This is a genomic window from Vibrio sp. MACH09 (assembly GCF_033238805.1).
Taxonomy (GTDB): Bacteria; Pseudomonadota; Gammaproteobacteria; order Enterobacterales; family Vibrionaceae; genus Vibrio.
Genome location: NZ_BSFZ01000002.1, coordinates 1576213 through 1592850, shown reverse-complemented (window position 1 = coordinate 1592850; position 16638 = coordinate 1576213). Strand labels below are relative to the sequence as shown.

The 16638-nt window shown below is 42.2% G+C and carries 13 protein-coding genes; 1 reads left to right on the top strand and 12 read right to left on the bottom strand.

Features of this window, described 5'->3' with window-relative positions; genetic code table 11:
- Window positions 1-29 precede the first annotated feature (29 nt).
- The 3 genes from CHJ_RS22425 to CHJ_RS22415 all read right to left on the bottom strand — a co-directional run bounded on the left by CHJ_RS22425 (window position 30) and on the right by CHJ_RS22415 (window position 5050).
- A complete protein-coding gene (locus CHJ_RS22425) occupies window positions 30-3188 on the bottom strand; it encodes an efflux RND transporter permease subunit (protein WP_317919097.1) in 3159 nt (1052 codons plus the stop codon).
- Entirely contained in the window at window positions 3185-4504 is a 1320-nt protein-coding gene (locus CHJ_RS22420; RefSeq protein WP_317919096.1) for an efflux RND transporter periplasmic adaptor subunit, read from the bottom strand. Before CHJ_RS22420 ends, CHJ_RS22425 begins: the two co-directional genes overlap by 4 nt.
- 105 nt (window positions 4505-4609) lie before the next feature.
- A complete protein-coding gene (locus CHJ_RS22415) occupies window positions 4610-5050 on the bottom strand; it encodes an EF-hand domain-containing protein (RefSeq protein ID WP_317919095.1) in 441 nt (146 codons plus the stop codon).
- A gap of 231 nt (window positions 5051-5281) precedes the next feature.
- On the opposite strand from CHJ_RS22415, the gene CHJ_RS22410 reads away from it, so the two are divergent.
- A complete protein-coding gene (locus CHJ_RS22410) occupies window positions 5282-5755 on the top strand; it encodes a NirD/YgiW/YdeI family stress tolerance protein (RefSeq protein WP_171754096.1) in 474 nt (157 codons plus the stop codon).
- A gap of 106 nt (window positions 5756-5861) precedes the next feature.
- Here the strand turns inward: CHJ_RS22410 and CHJ_RS22405 are convergent, their stop codons facing one another.
- From CHJ_RS22405 to CHJ_RS22365, 9 genes are all read right to left on the bottom strand, one after another.
- Window positions 5862-6977, bottom strand: a complete 1116-nt coding sequence (locus CHJ_RS22405; protein WP_171754095.1) for an ABC transporter ATP-binding protein — start codon at window positions 6975-6977, stop codon at window positions 5862-5864.
- Between the two features lie 6 nt (window positions 6978-6983).
- Complete coding sequence (locus CHJ_RS22400) at window positions 6984-7838, bottom strand: carbohydrate ABC transporter permease (RefSeq protein WP_216613439.1); 855 nt, start codon at window positions 7836-7838, stop codon at window positions 6984-6986.
- Window positions 7835-8758, bottom strand: a complete 924-nt coding sequence (locus CHJ_RS22395) for a carbohydrate ABC transporter permease (protein ID WP_171754094.1) — start codon at window positions 8756-8758, stop codon at window positions 7835-7837. Before CHJ_RS22395 ends, CHJ_RS22400 begins: the two co-directional genes overlap by 4 nt.
- 130 nt (window positions 8759-8888) lie before the next feature.
- On the bottom strand, window positions 8889-10136 hold the full coding sequence (locus CHJ_RS22390) for an ABC transporter substrate-binding protein (RefSeq protein WP_171754093.1): 1248 nt from the start codon (window positions 10134-10136) through the stop codon (window positions 8889-8891).
- A gap of 173 nt (window positions 10137-10309) precedes the next feature.
- A complete protein-coding gene (locus CHJ_RS22385) occupies window positions 10310-11749 on the bottom strand; it encodes an ATP-binding protein (protein ID WP_171754092.1) in 1440 nt (479 codons plus the stop codon).
- A 24-nt stretch (window positions 11750-11773) separates the two neighbouring features.
- Window positions 11774-12505 (bottom strand): response regulator, encoded by a 732-nt coding sequence (locus CHJ_RS22380; RefSeq protein ID WP_317919094.1) that lies wholly within the window; start codon window positions 12503-12505, stop codon window positions 11774-11776.
- Between the two features lie 418 nt (window positions 12506-12923).
- Complete coding sequence (locus CHJ_RS22375) at window positions 12924-13940, bottom strand: ABC transporter permease (protein ID WP_171754090.1); 1017 nt, start codon at window positions 13938-13940, stop codon at window positions 12924-12926.
- A gap of 38 nt (window positions 13941-13978) precedes the next feature.
- Window positions 13979-15472 (bottom strand): sugar ABC transporter ATP-binding protein, encoded by a 1494-nt coding sequence (locus CHJ_RS22370; RefSeq protein ID WP_171754089.1) that lies wholly within the window; start codon window positions 15470-15472, stop codon window positions 13979-13981.
- Between the two features lie 70 nt (window positions 15473-15542).
- Window positions 15543-16550 carry a sugar ABC transporter substrate-binding protein gene (locus tag CHJ_RS22365; RefSeq protein ID WP_171754088.1) on the bottom strand — a complete coding sequence of 336 codons (1008 nt, stop codon included), beginning with the start codon at window positions 16548-16550 and terminating at the stop codon, window positions 15543-15545.
- Between the last annotated feature and the right edge of the window lie 88 nt (window positions 16551-16638).

Below are 16638 nucleotides of genomic sequence, written 5' to 3'. Positions count from 1 at the left end.
CTTTATTGTTGTTGGCGCTTATTACTGGCTTACGCCTTGTTTGTTAGAAGAGGACCATTCTCCACCGGCTTGTCGAGTGCCTCTGGCTCAGTTTTACTGGACGATTGTTGGTACAACACGACACCAAGATCATCAAGAATAATCATGACACATGGCACTACAATGGATGCAAATAGTGTAGCGGTGATTAAGCCAAAGGCGATACTTGCAACCAGAGGAATAAGAAACTGTGCTTGGGTACTGCTTTCGGTTAGCAGAGGGAATAGACCTGCAAATGTGGTCAGAGAGGTGATAAAAATGGCTCGGAACCGATCATGCACGGCTGACCGACAGGCATGAAGTAACTCATTTCCTGATGCTAGATTCTGTTTAATAAAGTTGACCAGTAAAATATTGTCATTGACGACAATACCTGCCAAGGTGGCAAATCCCACCAAACTCGGAATGGTTAAGTCTAGACCCAGAGCAAAGTGCCCCCAAACGACACCAATCCAGCCCATAGGGATGGCGAGTAGAACCGCAAGTGGCTGGCTATAACTTTGAAATAGTAGCGTTAAAATCAGATAAATACCGATGACACCCAGTAGGAAAAAACTGGCTAACGAAGAACCTGTATCGGCACTCTCTTTATCTTGTCCTTGAGAAACAAAGCTAATTTCAGGGTATTTACTCTTAATTGAAGGAACAAACTCTTGATTGAATTTGAGCATGATCTCCCGGGCGTTAGCAATCGAGGTATTTACGTTACCTTGTACAGTGATGGTGTTGACGCTATTGATACGATTAATTCGGGAGAAAGCACGTTGTTGACTAAATTCGGCTACTGACGCTAACGGTATAAGTTGTCCATTAGAAGCCGTAATCGCGATGTCTTTCAATGTTTGTAGGTTAGATTGGTGGGCAAATTCATCTAGCTTGACTGTAATGTCGATATTTTCGCCATCTTGGTACATGGATAAGCCAGACTGACCCGCGATGGCGCTTCGTAGGGTTTGCGCCAATTGTGAAGCACTCACCCCCATCACACCTGCCTCATCCTTAAGGTGAATACCAATATCATTACGACCATAGCGTAGGTCGTCTGAAAGGTTAAACACACCATCAAACCCTTTTAGCCATTTGATTAATGCGCGACTCACTTTTTTCATGTCTGTTAACGAATCACCTTGTATCCGTATGTCTATGCCATTTCCTGCAATACCACGCTCTTTATCGGTAAACTTAATAGAAATAACATCTGCAACTGGGCCTGTGTTCTTTTTCCAATTTTGTACCAGTGATTTAATGTTTTGCTGGCGAAACTGAGCAGGAAGAAGATCGGCACTTACGGTCGCTATATGAGCACCAGATTCATTGGCATCAATATTGGTGTTAAAAAATACGCTGGTGTTTTTGACTAACGGATCGGAGCTAGGGTAGCGCTGTTGGTAATCACTGTTTAACTTGTCTAGCGCGGCGGTAACTTTAGCCACTACCTGTTCGGTTTGAGGCAGCAAACTACCTTGTGGCAGAAGAATTCGAGCTTGAAGCGTATCGCTCTCTAGGGAAGGCATCGCTTTAAATTTGAGCAACCCGGCAGGAAACAGTGCCGTTGATGCTAACACAAGGAAAAAGATCACACCCATGCTGAAGTAGGGGACTTTCATCGCTTTAACAGATAAGGGAACAAAAAGGCGATCTCGTATTTTTTCAAAGCCGTTAATAAAACGTTGCCTGATTCGATTTGGTGATGAGACTAAGTGACTGTGGACAAGGTGAGCAGGAAGGATCAGAAATGCTTCAATCAGACTTACCAGTAAAGTAATGAGCAATATGATAGGAATGTATCTTAGTACCTCGCCCATTTTTCCTGTTAAAAACATTAGGGGACCAATCACCATCAATGTGGTGGCAAATGACGCGAGTACACCGGGTAACACCTGTTTAGTACCGAGTATCGCAGCGTTAAATGACGACATTCCTTGTTGCTTTTTAGCCGCAATGTTCTCCGCGATGATAAGTGAATCATCCATTAACAGCCCAATAGCCACGATTAAGCCAACCATGGTCATCATATTGATGGTATATCCCAGCATATGCATTACGAATACCGCACCGAGAAAAGATACCGGTAATCCCATTGCGACCCAAAAACTAAAGCGGATATTAAAAAATGCCCAAAGCATCAGGAAGGCCAAGGCTAATCCTTGTAAACCATTGCTGCTAAGGATACGTAATCGTTCATTTATATTGACGCTAACATCTTGAGTCACCGTGAAGGTCACTCCGTGCGCGGCATTTGCCCGCTCTTTTTCGACAAGATTTTCAATTGTCTTGCGAACTTTGAGCGTATCTTGAAAGTAGGTTTTTGAGACTTGAAGCAACGCAGCACGTTGCTGGTTGAATAGAATTTTTTCTTCTTGCTGAGAGAAAGTTTGTTTGATATTAGCGATATCACCCAGTGTAATCAGGGTGCCTGCTGAACTGGTTTTTACTACCAAGTTTTTTAGTTCTTGCAGCCGTTCACTCTTCTGATCAAATCGAACGTTAATGGACTCTAAATCGCTATTAAAAACACCTGCGGGCACGCTAATGTTTTGCTGATCAAGTGCGTTGGAGAGATCTGAAATGCTGATACCATACTGTTTTAACTTCCAATCTGAGATGGTCACTTCCACTTCTCTATCTGAAAAGCCATCCAGCGTTACTTGAGCGATCATAGGGTTCGATTTTAAGCGTTGCCTAACCTGTTCGGCATAAAGGTAAAGATCCGTGTCTGACATCTCTCCAGTAATGGCGATGCTTGCTACCGAGGCGGTTCTATCCAGTTTACTTACGGTAATATTTTCAGCTCGGTCAGGAAAATCATTAATGGCAAACACTTGTTGTTGAATATCGCTGGTAACAATATCAATATCTTCACCGGATTGAATTTCAGCATTAGCGATGGCTAGGTTTTCGCGAGCATCACAACTGAGCTCTTTAATGCCATTTATTCGATCCAATGCGTCTTCGATGGGGAGGCATATTTCTTTAACGATCTCGGCAGGAGTGGCTCCGGGAAAATTGACTCGAACTTCAATATCTTTGGTTGGTGTAAGTGGGAATGTATCTCTTTGTAACTTGGGTAAGGCGAATAGACCAAGTAATATAATGGTTAACATGACGACATTGGCTGCCGTGCGATGGCGAACAAAAAAAGCGATCATAGTTTATCTCCTATTGCTTTTTCTGCGCTAAACCCTGTTTCATTGTCTAACCATTTGAGCATTTTTTTATCTAATTGTGGCTTAAGGTTCATACCAGAAACCGCAGGAGAAAGCTGACTTAGCACCACTTTGTCTTTAAAGGAAATACCCGATTTGATAACTGCGATTTCACCTTGAATAAAGTCTATTTCCACAGGTTTTATCGACAGTTTTCCTTCTGGTGTGACGGTATAAACCTTGTCTTGATGGATTGCAGTCAGTGGCAATAAAATCTGTTTATTTATCACAGGCGCTTTAAGTATTACTTTGACAAAGGTATCTCTAATTAACGCCGGTTTTTTGCCGGGAGACGCTTTTTTATAAGGTGCATCAATAGTGACAATGATGCTCTGGCTTTGAGTCTGTACATCAATTTGCCCGCCTGAACGACCGACATCGGCCTGCCAGAATATGCTTCGGTCTCCTGCCTTAAGAATCACTTGTGCTTGTAGATCATTATGGATGTTGTTGTCGATTAAATTTCTGCTTTCTGAGCGTCGCAATGGCCGCATTTTTCCCAATGGAAATTGAGCGCTGACTTCCACCCTATTTATGCCGTCTCCATAGAGGAGAATCTCTCCTTTGTTTACGTATTCGGCGACATCGGCTTTTTTCTCGGTGATGCGTAAGTCAAAAGGGGCAACAATATCCGTTTTTTGTAGATCTCTTTTGGCCAGATCTAACTGTGCCTGCAATACTTGTTGCTCGGCTTGATTAATCGCTAGGTTGTTTTTAAGTGTTTGAAGTTGTTGTTGACTGTTTAAAAGAGAACGCTTGGCGCCATCTAATTCGTTTTTTGAAATATGCCCAGTTTTATTGAGGCGTTCTGTACGTTGATATTCAGAGAGCTGAATGGCGTAATCTTGTTCAGCTATGGCAAGGGATGCAGCGATGGTTTTATCTTTGAGTAGAGAAACATTCTTTTCAGCCAGCAAGCGAGTAATCGCGAGTTGGTAGGGAGAGGGGTCTAACTTGATTAATGTTGTTCCTTTCTTGATGATGGCACCATTTTGTAGGCTTTCCGCAATCCAAATAATGCTTCCTTCAACTTCTGATTGAGCCTGCCAGCTCTGTTCAGGTTTGGTGTGCCCATAACCTATAGCATAAGGTTGAATACTTCTTGGTTTTACTGGCAAAACTCGAACCACTTTTTTAATGGCTTTCTGCTCTGCTTTAGCAGGTTCGGCTTTCATTGAAGGAGCAATAGCGATAATAAGTATGCCTAATAGTATTGGCGGCAAAATAACTGCCCGTTGTTTCCATCCAAACTTTGCCATTGTCACTGCTCCATAGAGATATTATTGTTGTTTTGATTGGGTTTTATAGCCAGTCACCAATTGAAGCGAACAATTGGTGACATGACAGAATCAACTTGTCGCTGGTTAGCCTTTGTTTTTGCCATTGCCATTGCCATTGCCATTGCCATTGCCATTGCCACTGTTTTTGTTTTTGTTATTTTTCTTTGTAGTTTGTTTGTTGGCGTTTTGTTTGTTTGCTTTAGATGACGCAGAATAACGCTTGTGTTGATTAAACTCTTCTTCGCTAATAAAGCCGTCTTTGTCTTTATCGTAAGAAGCTAATGCAGAAGTTCGACTAACGTTTTTGAGTGTTCGTCCCTCTTTAGTTTGTTCTGTAATGCGTTGTTTCCTAAATTCGGTTAGCTCTTGTTCTGATATTTTTCCATCACTATCCGTGTCAATGTCACTAAATTCTGGTTGTTGTTTGTTGGGGGACCCTGCACCGTCTTGATTGGTATCGGCAGCACTCACAGCAGTAGCAATTGATAATCCAAGTAGAGCAATTAATATGTTTTTAATATTCATAGCAACATTCTCCTTTTTGGTATGTATATAAGTATACTCTAATTTAGGTTGTTGGCTAGAATAGAGGTCGTAAAGAAAGGTAAAGGAGAGAGTCTAGTAATCTGCATCTATAAACCTCCGTACATTGCTGTTTGGATGAACTCAATATGAATGGCTCTCTCACTCGCCATTAAGATGACGTCGGTAAACTACAAGTGAAAGTTAAATAACGGGCTGAGTTGAGGAAGAGATATGAGTATTAAAACTAAAATGATGAAAATGAAAAACAGCGCTAATGAGCTAACAACAAAACATAAACGTAAGGCACTAGTCTCTGTTCTTGCCTCGGCGTTGGTATTGGGCAGCACCGGAATTGCCTTTGCTCATGATGACGATGGCGATGGTCATGGAGATAAAAGAGATAAACGCTCTACCGTATCGACGGTGAACTATACCGGTCCAGTTGAAACGACAACCATTGCTGATATGAAAGCGAACACAAGTTGGTTTAGTGAAGATGACTATATTTTAGAAGGGCAGATAACCAAGCAGTTAAGCAATCGTACCTTTGTGTTTAGTGATGGAGTGGATGAGTTAACCATTAAGTTGAAAACAAAACAGACGCCTTCTTTTTCTGATAAAGATACCGTGCGGATAAAAGGGGAGTACGAGCAAGAAATGTGGTCAGATTCTACATTTGAAGTTAAGCAGATAACCTTGTTATAAGAGTGACTCTTTATCAATGTCAATCAAGCTAGGGCATAAACGGTGATTTGGAATAGTAAAAAGGGATGCAAGTACTGCATCCCTTTTTCGTTCTACTCAATTTTGCTTATTCGAAATCGATACGTTGTTCTGATTCACCATCAAAGTAAACTGCTCTTGAGAGATCGAAGTTCAGTGAGGCAACATCACCAATTTGTCCTTCAAACTCAGGTGACAGTCTACACGCCACTTCTTGATCGTTGACTTTTACCATCGCAATGATATCTGGGCCGGTTGGTTCGATAACCTCCAGTTTTAACCCTAAACGAGTAGCGGCGGTCATGTTTTCGCTATCGGTATCGGTAATATGCTCTGGACGCAGACCAATGACAATTTTCTTACCATCTTGCTTACGCATAGATTGTGGAAGGCGAATTTGGTGTTGGCTATCTCCGCTTCCTGCTACCGTAATGATTGGATTTTGATCGTCATCTAAGTCCACCATGGTGGTGATGAAGTTCATTGATGGAGAGCCCATAAAGCCAGCAACAAACATATTGTTCGGTCTGTTGTAGATCTCTTTCGGCGTTCCAAGTTGCTGCAGTTCACCATCTTTCATTACCGCAATGCGATCCGCTAAGGTCATTGCTTCAATCTGGTCATGAGTTACGTAAACAATGGTGGTGTTTAACTGTTGGTGGAGGCGCTTAATTTGATGGCGCATCTCTACCCTTAGTTTCGCATCAAGGTTAGAAAGTGGTTCATCAAATAGATAAAGCTTTGGTCGGCGAGCAAGGGCGCGTCCCATGGCGACACGTTGTCTTTGACCACCTGATAGTTGAGACGGTTTACGGTCGAGCAAAGCATCAATTTGTAGCAATTCTGCTACGCGTTTTACTTCAGCATCAATTTCCTCTTTAGGCATTTTTCGGATTTTGAGACCAAAAGCGATGTTGCCTTCAACGGTCATATTTGGATATAAGGCGTAAGACTGAAAAACCATCGCGATATCGCGATCTTTTGGTTCAACGTGAGCAACGTCAACACCATCAATCAGTATCTCTCCTTGGTTAATATCTTCTAAGCCAGCGATGGTGTTCATCAAGGTTGATTTACCGCAGCCCGATGGGCCAACTAAAATCAAGAACTCGCCAGAATCGATACTAATATCTATGCCTTTTAATGTTTCTACGTCCGCGTTTCTGTATGTCTTACGGATCTGTTTTAAATCTAGAGTTGCCATTTTTTATTATCCTTTTACCGATCCAGCGGTTAATCCACGAACAAAATATTTACCTGCCAGTACATAAACCAGCAGAGTTGGCAAAGCTGCAATAATGGCAGCGGCCATGTCGACGTTATATTCTTTTATACCGGTACTGGTATTAACCAGGTTGTTTAGGGCCACGGTAATAGGCTGTGTTTCCGAGCCAGAATAAACAACACCGAATAAGAAATCGTTCCAAATGGAAGTAAACTGCCAAATAACCGTCACCATAATAATAGGGGTAGAGACGGGCAGCATGATCTTAAAGAAGATGGTGAAGAAACCTGCGCCATCCAATTTCGCCGCTTTAACCAGTTCGTCCGGAATCCCAACATAGAAGTTGCGGAAGAATAGGGTGGTAAACGCCAAACCATAAATAACGTGAACCGCCACTAAACCAGCCGTGGTATTTGCTAAACCTAGCTTCCCAAGTGTTGTTGCCATTGGTAGTAGCACAACTTGGAAGGGAATAAAGCAACCAAATAGCATGGCACTAAAGAAGAAGTTGGATCCTTTAAATTGCCATTTGCTTATAACATAGCCATTAAATGCGCCAAGTAGGGTGGAGATAGCAACCGCTGGAATCACCATTTGGAATGAGTTCCAGAAGTAACCTTTTACCCCTTCACATTTAACACCTGTACAAGCTGAATCCCACGCTTTGTACCATGCATCAAATACCCATTCTGTTGGCAGGGAGAGTAAATTACCTGCTTTGATATCTGGCAGTGTTTTGAATGACGTTGTTACCATAACGAACAGCGGCATTAAATAGACTAAGCAGAAGAATAGTAGTGCGGCATAAACAAAAACTCTTCCTAATGTCTTATTGTTCATGATTTCTTCTCCCTTAGTTCTGAATAGAGATAAGGCACAAGGATGGCTAAGATACCACCAAGCATCATCATTGCACTGGCTGCACCTAATCCAATTTGACCACGGGTAAAGGAGTGAGCGTACATAAATAGTGCAGGTAAGTCAGAGGCGTAGCCGGGACCACCAGCGGTTAACGCTGTGACAAGGTCAAAGCTCTTAATGGCGATATGAGAGGTGATGATAACAGCACTAAAGAAGACCGGTCTTAAACAAGGCAAAATGATTTTTAAGTAAATGGTAGGTAAGCTTGCACCGTCAATTTGTGCTGCGCTGATAATAGAGTTATCGATACCGCGAAGCCCTGCTAAGAACATGGCCATGACAAACCCGGATGATTGCCAAACCGCCGCAATAACCAGAGTGTATACCACCATATCTGAGTTGACTAACCAGTCGAATTCGAAATTTTCAAATCCCCAGTCTCGCATCAGTTTCTCTATCCCTAAGCCGGGGTTAAGAATCCACTTCCACGCTGTACCCGTTACAATAAAGGAGAGAGCCATTGGGTAGAGATAAATGGTGCGTATTGCCCCTTCTTGTCGAATATTTTGGTCAAGCAATATGGCTAAACCAACACCCAACACAATGGCGAGCAAAATAAATAGCACACCGAAGATGCCCAAGTTGGCGATAGATGTCATCCAACGGTCGTTATCCATCAACTTTTCATACTGGATTAAGCCAGCGAAGTTGTAACTAGGAAGAAAACGAGAGCTGGTCAACGAAAGAATGGCGGTCCATATGATGTATCCATAAATACACACAACAACAATTAGCATGCTGGGTGCAAGTACGATTTTTGGAAGCCAATTTTGTAACCTGTCACCAAAGCTGCGCTGAGGTGTAGGGGGTTTAATAGGCGAAGTCAAAACGCGCTCCATAACTTGTCCATAGGTACTGGGAGGTGAATATCCCAGTTAAGTAGGTGACGCTCAGGGAGGAAGAGCATCACCTCGGGTCTCTCAATGAGAGTCTCTAATTAGGGCAAAACATGTTTTGCCCATGGTTAGATTACATTGCTGCTTTTACTGCTTTAGCCAGTTTAGCAGCGGCTTCTTTTGGATCTGCGTTTGAGTCGTTAAAGAAGTTTGTTACTACGTCATAGATTGCACCTTGAGCATAGCTGGTTGTCGACATACCGTGCGCCATACTTGGTACTAAATCACCACTTTTCGCTGTTGCTTTAAAGTCTTTCATAGAAGAAAGTGCACAAGCATCAAACTTAGACATGTCAGCATCTAGACGAACAGGGATAGAACCTTTGTTCAAGTTAAAGACTTCTTGGAACTCAGGAGTAAGGATGGTCGCGGCAAGCGCTTTTTGCGCTTTTTGCTGCTCTGCATCTTGTAGTTCAAAGAATGCAAAACTATCTACGTTGTGAGTAAATTGACCCGCTGTGCCTGGAGCTGGAACACAAACGTAATCTTTACCCGGTACTTTACCTGCGGCGGTAAACTCGCCTTTCGCCCAGTCACCCATGATTTGCATTGCTGCTTCACCATTGATAACCATAGACGTTGCTACGTTCCAATCACGGCCCGGTGAGTTTTTATCGATGTAGTTATGCATTTTCTTGAACACAGTAAATACTTCGACCATTTTTTCGCCGCCAAGCACGTCCATATCTAAATCAACGAACGCTTTACGGTAACCATCAGAGCCTAAAATATCCAGAGCAACTGCTTCAAATACGGTTGCGTCCTGCCACGCTTGGCCACCATGAGCCAATGGAATGTAACCAGCAGCTTTTAGCTTGTCACCAACCATGAAGAACTCATCCATAGTCGTTGGTACTTTAGCGCCAACTTTTTCGAATACTTCTTTGTTTGCCCACAGCCAGTTTACACGGTGAACGTTAACGGGAACGGCTACGTATTCGCCGTTGTATTTCATAATGTCTGTCACCATGCTAGGAACAAGGGAGTCCCATTTGTTTGCAGCGGCAACATCATCTAAATCGGTTAAAAAGCCTAATCCACCCCATTCTTGAATGTCGTGACCTTTAATTTGCGCTGCTGCTGGTGGGTTACCAGAAACGGCACGAGTTTTTAGTACGGTCATTGCACTTGTACCAGAGCCACCTGCTACTGCGAAGTCTTTCCAAGTGTGACCTTGTGCTTCAAGCATGTCTTTAAGAGCGGATACTGATTTTGCTTCACCACCTGATGTCCACCAGTGCAGTACTTCAACTTCGCCAGCTGATGCAAATTGAGTGGCAGTAAGGAGGGAAAGAGCTAATAGGGATTTTTTTATATTCATTGTTTTCGTCCGTGTATTGGATTATGCCAATTGGATATTGTCTATCCGTTTTTTGTAGGGTGTGTTACTGAAACGTGATTAAACATGCTGTTCATTAACACATCTTAATCCTAATCGGTATTTTTGAGATGAACTGAAACAAAGCGTTACCCCAACGTAACACTCCTGTTACATTAGACCGCTAAGTTACGTGGAATAAGGACTTCAGCGGATAAACCGCCAAGAGGGGAATTTTTAAGAATGAGATCTCCACCATGTGCGTGAAGAATATTTCGGCAGATACCCAATCCCAAACCGTGACCGTCTCGATCTTTTGCTAGTCGATAGTAGGGTTCGAAAACCAGTTCGAGCTTGTCTTCAGGGATGCCATCGCCTTCGTCTTGAACGAATAACAGTAATCCTTTTGGTGTTTCCTGAGCGGATACAACCACTCGATGGCCGTACTTAACACCGTTATCGATTAAGTTGGTCAATACCCGTTTAATTGCTAAAGGTTTGCCGATGATGGGTTTAATCGGTAGGTTGGCAATGTGAACACGCGTGACATCCTGATTATGATGCTCTGCTACAGAACGTAACATTGCCTTCACATCAATATGGGTGTTGTTCTCATGAATATCGGTATCTTTAACCGCTTGAAGCGCGCCTTTTACCATCATTTCCAACTCATCTAAGTCTTCATTAAACTTATCGCGAGTTTCGTACTCATCCAATAACTCTGCTCGAATACGTAACCGAGTTATGGGGGTTTTTAAGTCATGAGAAATAGCAGAAAAAAGCGTTTCCCGATCATGCACGTAATGCCGAATACGACTTTGCATACGGTTGAATGCGCGAGTGGCCATTACCAGCTCATTTGCCCCTTCTTCTTCTAACTCGGGCTGCTCTATATCGATACTCATTTTATTGGCTGCGGTGGCGATGTTTTTAATCGGCCTTACTTGTCGCCGAATAAGGAAATAGACCAACAGCATAAGGATCAAGGTCGAAAATAGCAGAAAGAGTAACTGCTCAGAACTGAGAATGGTGTCATCTAAACTAACGTAAGGAGCCGGGAGTAACGCGGCGATGTAGATCCATTCGTTGGTACTTAACTCTATTTGAACCACTAGAATAGGAGGGTTCAATGGCTCAAGAGTGAGAGTGTAGTAAGCCCATGACTTAGGCAGGTCATGAAGATAAATATCATTTTTGAGTACCCGCAGTTTATCGGGCTTAGAAAACTCGACAGAGATGGTTTTTACATTGTTTAGTTTGTCGGTTAAAACTTGCCGTACCGCTTTTAAAGAGGCCTGTTCCAAATAGTTATCTGGAATAGGGTCAGTATCCAGTTCTCTTTTATTGAAGGAAACGAAAAAACGAGTACCACCCATATTTCGAATCTGATCGAGTACGATATGGCGGTATTGGACAGGAAGTGCTTGGAAGAAGTTAACGGTAGAGGCAAATATACTCGCCATACTTGCAGAGGTAGAGCTTATCCCTTCCAGCTCTTTTTGCTTGGTTTGCGAGTACCATATTGAAGTCGCAATGCCTTGAGCAAGAATAACCGCGACTAAAGTCAACCAAAGTGTTCTGGCAACCAAAGAGCGAGGCGAGAATAACCTTTTCATCTTACTGTTCTCATAAGATATGGGTTAGTTCTCATAAGAGACAGGGGCGGTAAAAATATAGCCGTTGCCTCTCATGGTTTTAATATATTGATGCTGTTTACCATTGTCTCCTAAACGTTGACGAAGCCGACTTAGCTGGACATCTATTCCGCGTTCAAACGGCAGTGCAGCACGGCCGCGTGTTGCAAACGAGATGGTATCTCTATCCAACACTTCGTTAGGTCGGGCCAAAAACAGCATTAATAAGGCAAAATCGCTGCCTGAGAGTTCGAACTGTTCATTGGTCTCTTGATTTAGCAGACTGTGGGCTAGGATATCCAGATGCCATGCGCCAAAATTAATTGCTTTAGGCACCTTGTCGGTATTTGACTCTGAATCTTCCTTCTGGAAACGACGTAGTACCGCTTTAATGCGTGCAACGAGTTGGCGGGGATTAAAAGGTTTTGCGATATAGTCGTCAGCACCGATCTCTAATCCAATGATTTGGTCGGTTACATCCGATACCGCCGTCAGCATAATAATCGGGACATTGGATTTTTTTCGTACCTGCTGGCATAAAGCAAACCCATCATCTCCGGGCAGCATAATATCGAGCAAAATGAGTGTTGGATAACCATGTTGTTCAATATGCTGATGCATATCATCACCGTCTTCAGCAACAGAGACTAAGTAGCCAGATTTAGAGAGATACTTATCGAGTAATTCTCGGATCTCTTTGTCATCGTCGACCACTAAGATATGTGCTTGTTCTTTCATTCTTTTCCTCTGTTGACGGTAAATACATTCGTGGCTAATTCTATCTGTCACAACGACTAAGGTAACGAATTGTTATGAAAAGTATGAGCTTTGTTACTAAGTTTAATTCAGGATTTGATCTGGTTCATGTATCTGAAGGAGTTGGCGACTCTTTTTAGAGAGTTTTTGTGTGAAAATACTCTGGCCATTGGAACCTGTTGGACATTGACTGACAGCCATAATGATCGGTTTACCAGCGACTTTAGAGGTTATCTAACTTAGTACAATTGTTTCTTTAACGTAGAGAGAAAATTTAATAGAAAGAACTTAATTGATGAATTGCATATACAATTACACTTGTTCAATACAGCAAAAGCCACAGTAATCACTGTGGCTTTTGCTGTAATGGATTTATTCATGTTAATTTAAATAAAATCAGTTACTTGCTTTTCTTTTGTCTCTTCATATCAAATATAACCGCACCAACAATGACTAATCCTTTCACTACTTGTTGCCAATATGCAGAGACGTTTAGTAAATCTAGCCCATTTTGCAGAACCCCCATAATCATGGTTCCAACGATGGTACCTTGTATAGTACCGATTCCACCCGCATGACTCACACCACCGACCGTCGCTGAGGCAATGGCATCTAACTCATACATTACCCCAAGTCCAGGTTGACCAGAGTTGATTCGAGCAGCAAGAATAAGTGCTGCGATACCAGCAAGCATACCAGCATAGGTATAAACGAGAATTTTGTATTTTTTTACATTTATCCCAGATACGTATGCTGCATTTTCATTTCCACCAATGGCATAAGCGTATTTGCCAAACCGAGTGTAGTTAAGCAAGATATAAGAAATAAAGGCCATTATAATGAAAATGATCACAGGTACAGGGATACCCATTACTGAGCCTTGACCTATCCACTGGTAAGACTCTACTAGAGTACTTACAGGACGGCCGTCTGAGTATAATAGCGCAGCTCCCCGAGCGACGATCATCATACCTAATGTGGCGATAAAGGGAGGGATTCCTGTGTAAGCAATTAACCAGCCATTGATGAGTCCACATAGAGCACCTACCGCTAATGCAATTAATATAGGTATTATGATCGGTAGCTCTGGCATCGTTGGATACATACGCATCGCCCAATCAACGGATTGAGCCATACTGGCAGAGACAACCGCAGCAAGCGCGAGTACTGAGCCGGAGGATAAATCGATACCTCGAGTAATAATGATGATAGTCACACCAAGTGCAAGCAGACCAATACTCGCCATTTGGGTCATTACATTTAAAAGGTTCGCTACAGAAAGAAAAACAGGAGATAAAATACTCATTACAACGCACATTGCTATGAATACAAAGTAAATGGCGTATTTCGAGATGAAATGCTTAATATTTTTTGGTGACTTATCACCAGACGTTGCCTGAATAATTTTGGCTATCATGACATTAATTCCTTGTTCGGATAGTCCTATATCGCTTCTTATTGAAGCGCCATAGACATAATTTTCTCTTGGGTGGCTTCGGTTCCGGTAAGCGAACCTTTCATTTTGCCTTCGTGCATAACAATAATGTTGTCACTCATACCAATGACTTCAGGCAGTTCTGATGAGATCATGACCAAGCTTTTACCGAGTCCGGTGAGCAGTCGCATTAGTTTGTATATTTCAGATTTTGCGCCTACGTCAATCCCACGTGTTGGTTCATCGAGAAACAGAATGTCTGGTTTGGTTAACATCCATCGAGCCAATAACACTTTCTGTTGATTGCCACCACTGAGGTTGTCAATGGTTTCATTTAAACTTGGCGTTTTCACCTTTAGCGACTTGCATTGCTCTCCGCTATCGCTTCTCATTTGTCGCATATCTAGAAGATTAGTGACTTTACTTTTGTATGCGTCTAAATGCGCAATAGAGGTATTGGCGAATATATCTAGCATTAGATATAGACCCGATTGACGTCGGTCTTCGGTAAGGAAAGCCATTTTATAGTTTATGGCGTCATGTGGTGTTTTAATCTCTACTTGATTACCATTAAGCCAGATCTCACCAGAGTCTTTTTGCTTAACGCCAAATAATGTTTCAACCAGTTCAGTTCTGCCTGCACCAACTAGTCCAGCGATGCCAAGAATCTCACCCTCACGTAAGGTAAAGTTTATATTCTCGAAACAACCCTTTGTGCATAGATTTTTAACTTCAAGACGTGTTTTTCCAGGTTTTGATGTTGGCGGAGGAAAGACGTCACCTAAATCTCGGCCAACCATCATGTTCACTAACTCTTCATGATTGGTTTCTCTGGCTGCTCTTTCTCCGATAAAAGCGCCATCTCGAAAAACAGTGATATCGTCACAAATTTTAAAGATCTCCTCCATCTTATGACTAATGTAAACAACAGCCACACCTTTCTTTTTTAGCATGGAAATGATGTCAAATAAGTGCTCAACTTCTTTATCGGTTAGTGCTGAGGTAGGTTCGTCCATAATGATAATTTGTGAGTTGAACGAAATAGCTTTTGCTATTTCAACCATTTGCATGGTGGCAACAGTTATCTCACTCATATGAAGGCGAGGGTCAAGATCGAGATCCAGCTTTTCTAATAGTAACTTTGTATCATCGTACATTTTTTGATGGTCAATTAATCTGAGAGGACCAGACGTTGGTTCACGACCTAACCATATGTTTTCTGCAATACTGCGGTGTAGTACTGGAGATAACTCCTGATGAATCATGGATATTCCAGCATCTAACGATTCTTTTGCACCATCAAATTCTATTTTTTCTCCGTTGTATGAAATTGTGCCGCAATCTCGTTGATAAATACCAAATAGTACTTTCATTAACGTCGACTTGCCGGCTCCATTTTCTCCCATCAAGGCCATGACTCTCCCTTTCTTAAGTGTCAGCTGGACATTATCTAAAGCTTTAACACCAGGAAAGGTTTTGGTCACCCCCCGCATTTCTAAAACCACTTCACTCATAAAACGTCTCCAGATAAGCTACTCTCTATGTGTTCTATATTTGAGAAAGTAGCTTTATCAACAATCCTTGTTAGCCTTTTTTAGCCATGAATTCTTCTAAGTTGTCTTTCGTTACTAATTCTGCTGGGATCCAAGTGATTTTCTCGTGTGGTTTCTTATTGATTGCATCCATTGCCGCGTCAATTGAGCCACGAGCCTGACCCGCGCCATCTTGAAATACCGTTGCGTCAAGTGTTCCATTTTTCACCGCCATGACTCCATCTGGTGTAGCATCGACACCAATAACCATTGTCTTATCTAGCTTGCCTGCGGCCTTTAATGCTTGAATTGCGCCTAGTGCCATATCATCATTATTGGCAAGAATAACGTCTAATTTGTCTCCAGAGCTTATCCAGTTTTCCATAACAATCATGCCTTGAGAACGTTGCCACAAAGCAGTTTGTTTACGAATAACGTTATAGTTAGGGTTGCCTTTAAAGTAGTCTTCATTACCTTGAGTTCGTAGTACCGCAGCTTCTGTTGTCATCATGCCCATCAGAATACCAATGTTACCGCCTTGACTATGTTCGTCGACATATCGGGCCTGAGCTTCACCAAACTTAATTTCATCAGATCCTACATAAGAAACTCCATCAGGTAGATAAGAAGGGCGACGGTTCAAATAGACCAGCTCAATGCCTGCTTTTTGAATGGCATCAGTCATAGGCTGAGTTGCTTCAGTATTTACGGGAACTAAAATGATGGCGTCCATTTGCTGAACGATGAAATTCTGGATTTGTCCCAATTGTTTTGCGGTATCTTCTTTCGCATCAACAATGATCAACTCGACTTTTCCAGGATACTTTTCCTGAGTATATCTCTCCATTGCTGACTTCAAGCTTACTAAGAATGTGTCATCAAAGTTTGGAATTGCTACACCGATTGTGGTGACGTTATCTTCTGCTTTCTCGCCACCACAAGCAACAAGCCCTAATAAGCTGATTGTTGTAACGAATAGACGAATTCCTTTTTTCGTTCGCTCTGCCATTGTCGAGATTGCTTTGTAAAAATGTGCTAATCCAATTGTTATTGATGGCATTTTTTGCCTCCTTGTTTTTATAGTCATTTGCTTGTTTAGTACCGAACTAAACAAATTTTTGCTAAAAGAATCAGATTCTAGCTAGGGT

What these genes read in the sequence shown, in the direction of transcription:
- CHJ_RS22425 (WP_317919097.1), bottom strand. Translation starts at nt 3,188, where the DNA reads ATGATCGCTTTTTTTGTTCGCCATCGCACGGCAGCCAATGTCGTCATG.
- CHJ_RS22420 (WP_317919096.1), bottom strand. Translation starts at nt 4,504, where the DNA reads ATGGCAAAGTTTGGATGGAAACAACGGGCAGTTATTTTGCCGCCAATA.
- CHJ_RS22415 (WP_317919095.1), bottom strand. Translation starts at nt 5,050, where the DNA reads ATGAATATTAAAAACATATTAATTGCTCTACTTGGATTATCAATTGCT.
- CHJ_RS22410 (WP_171754096.1), top strand. Translation starts at nt 5,282, where the DNA reads ATGAGTATTAAAACTAAAATGATGAAAATGAAAAACAGCGCTAATGAG.
- CHJ_RS22405 (WP_171754095.1), bottom strand. Translation starts at nt 6,977, where the DNA reads ATGGCAACTCTAGATTTAAAACAGATCCGTAAGACATACAGAAACGCG.
- CHJ_RS22400 (WP_216613439.1), bottom strand. Translation starts at nt 7,838, where the DNA reads ATGAACAATAAGACATTAGGAAGAGTTTTTGTTTATGCCGCACTACTA.
- CHJ_RS22395 (WP_171754094.1), bottom strand. Translation starts at nt 8,758, where the DNA reads ATGGAGCGCGTTTTGACTTCGCCTATTAAACCCCCTACACCTCAGCGC.
- CHJ_RS22390 (WP_171754093.1), bottom strand. Translation starts at nt 10,136, where the DNA reads ATGAATATAAAAAAATCCCTATTAGCTCTTTCCCTCCTTACTGCCACT.
- CHJ_RS22385 (WP_171754092.1), bottom strand. Translation starts at nt 11,749, where the DNA reads ATGAAAAGGTTATTCTCGCCTCGCTCTTTGGTTGCCAGAACACTTTGG.
- CHJ_RS22380 (WP_317919094.1), bottom strand. Translation starts at nt 12,505, where the DNA reads ATGAAAGAACAAGCACATATCTTAGTGGTCGACGATGACAAAGAGATC.
- CHJ_RS22375 (WP_171754090.1), bottom strand. Translation starts at nt 13,940, where the DNA reads ATGATAGCCAAAATTATTCAGGCAACGTCTGGTGATAAGTCACCAAAA.
- CHJ_RS22370 (WP_171754089.1), bottom strand. Translation starts at nt 15,472, where the DNA reads ATGAGTGAAGTGGTTTTAGAAATGCGGGGGGTGACCAAAACCTTTCCT.
- CHJ_RS22365 (WP_171754088.1), bottom strand. Translation starts at nt 16,550, where the DNA reads ATGCCATCAATAACAATTGGATTAGCACATTTTTACAAAGCAATCTCG.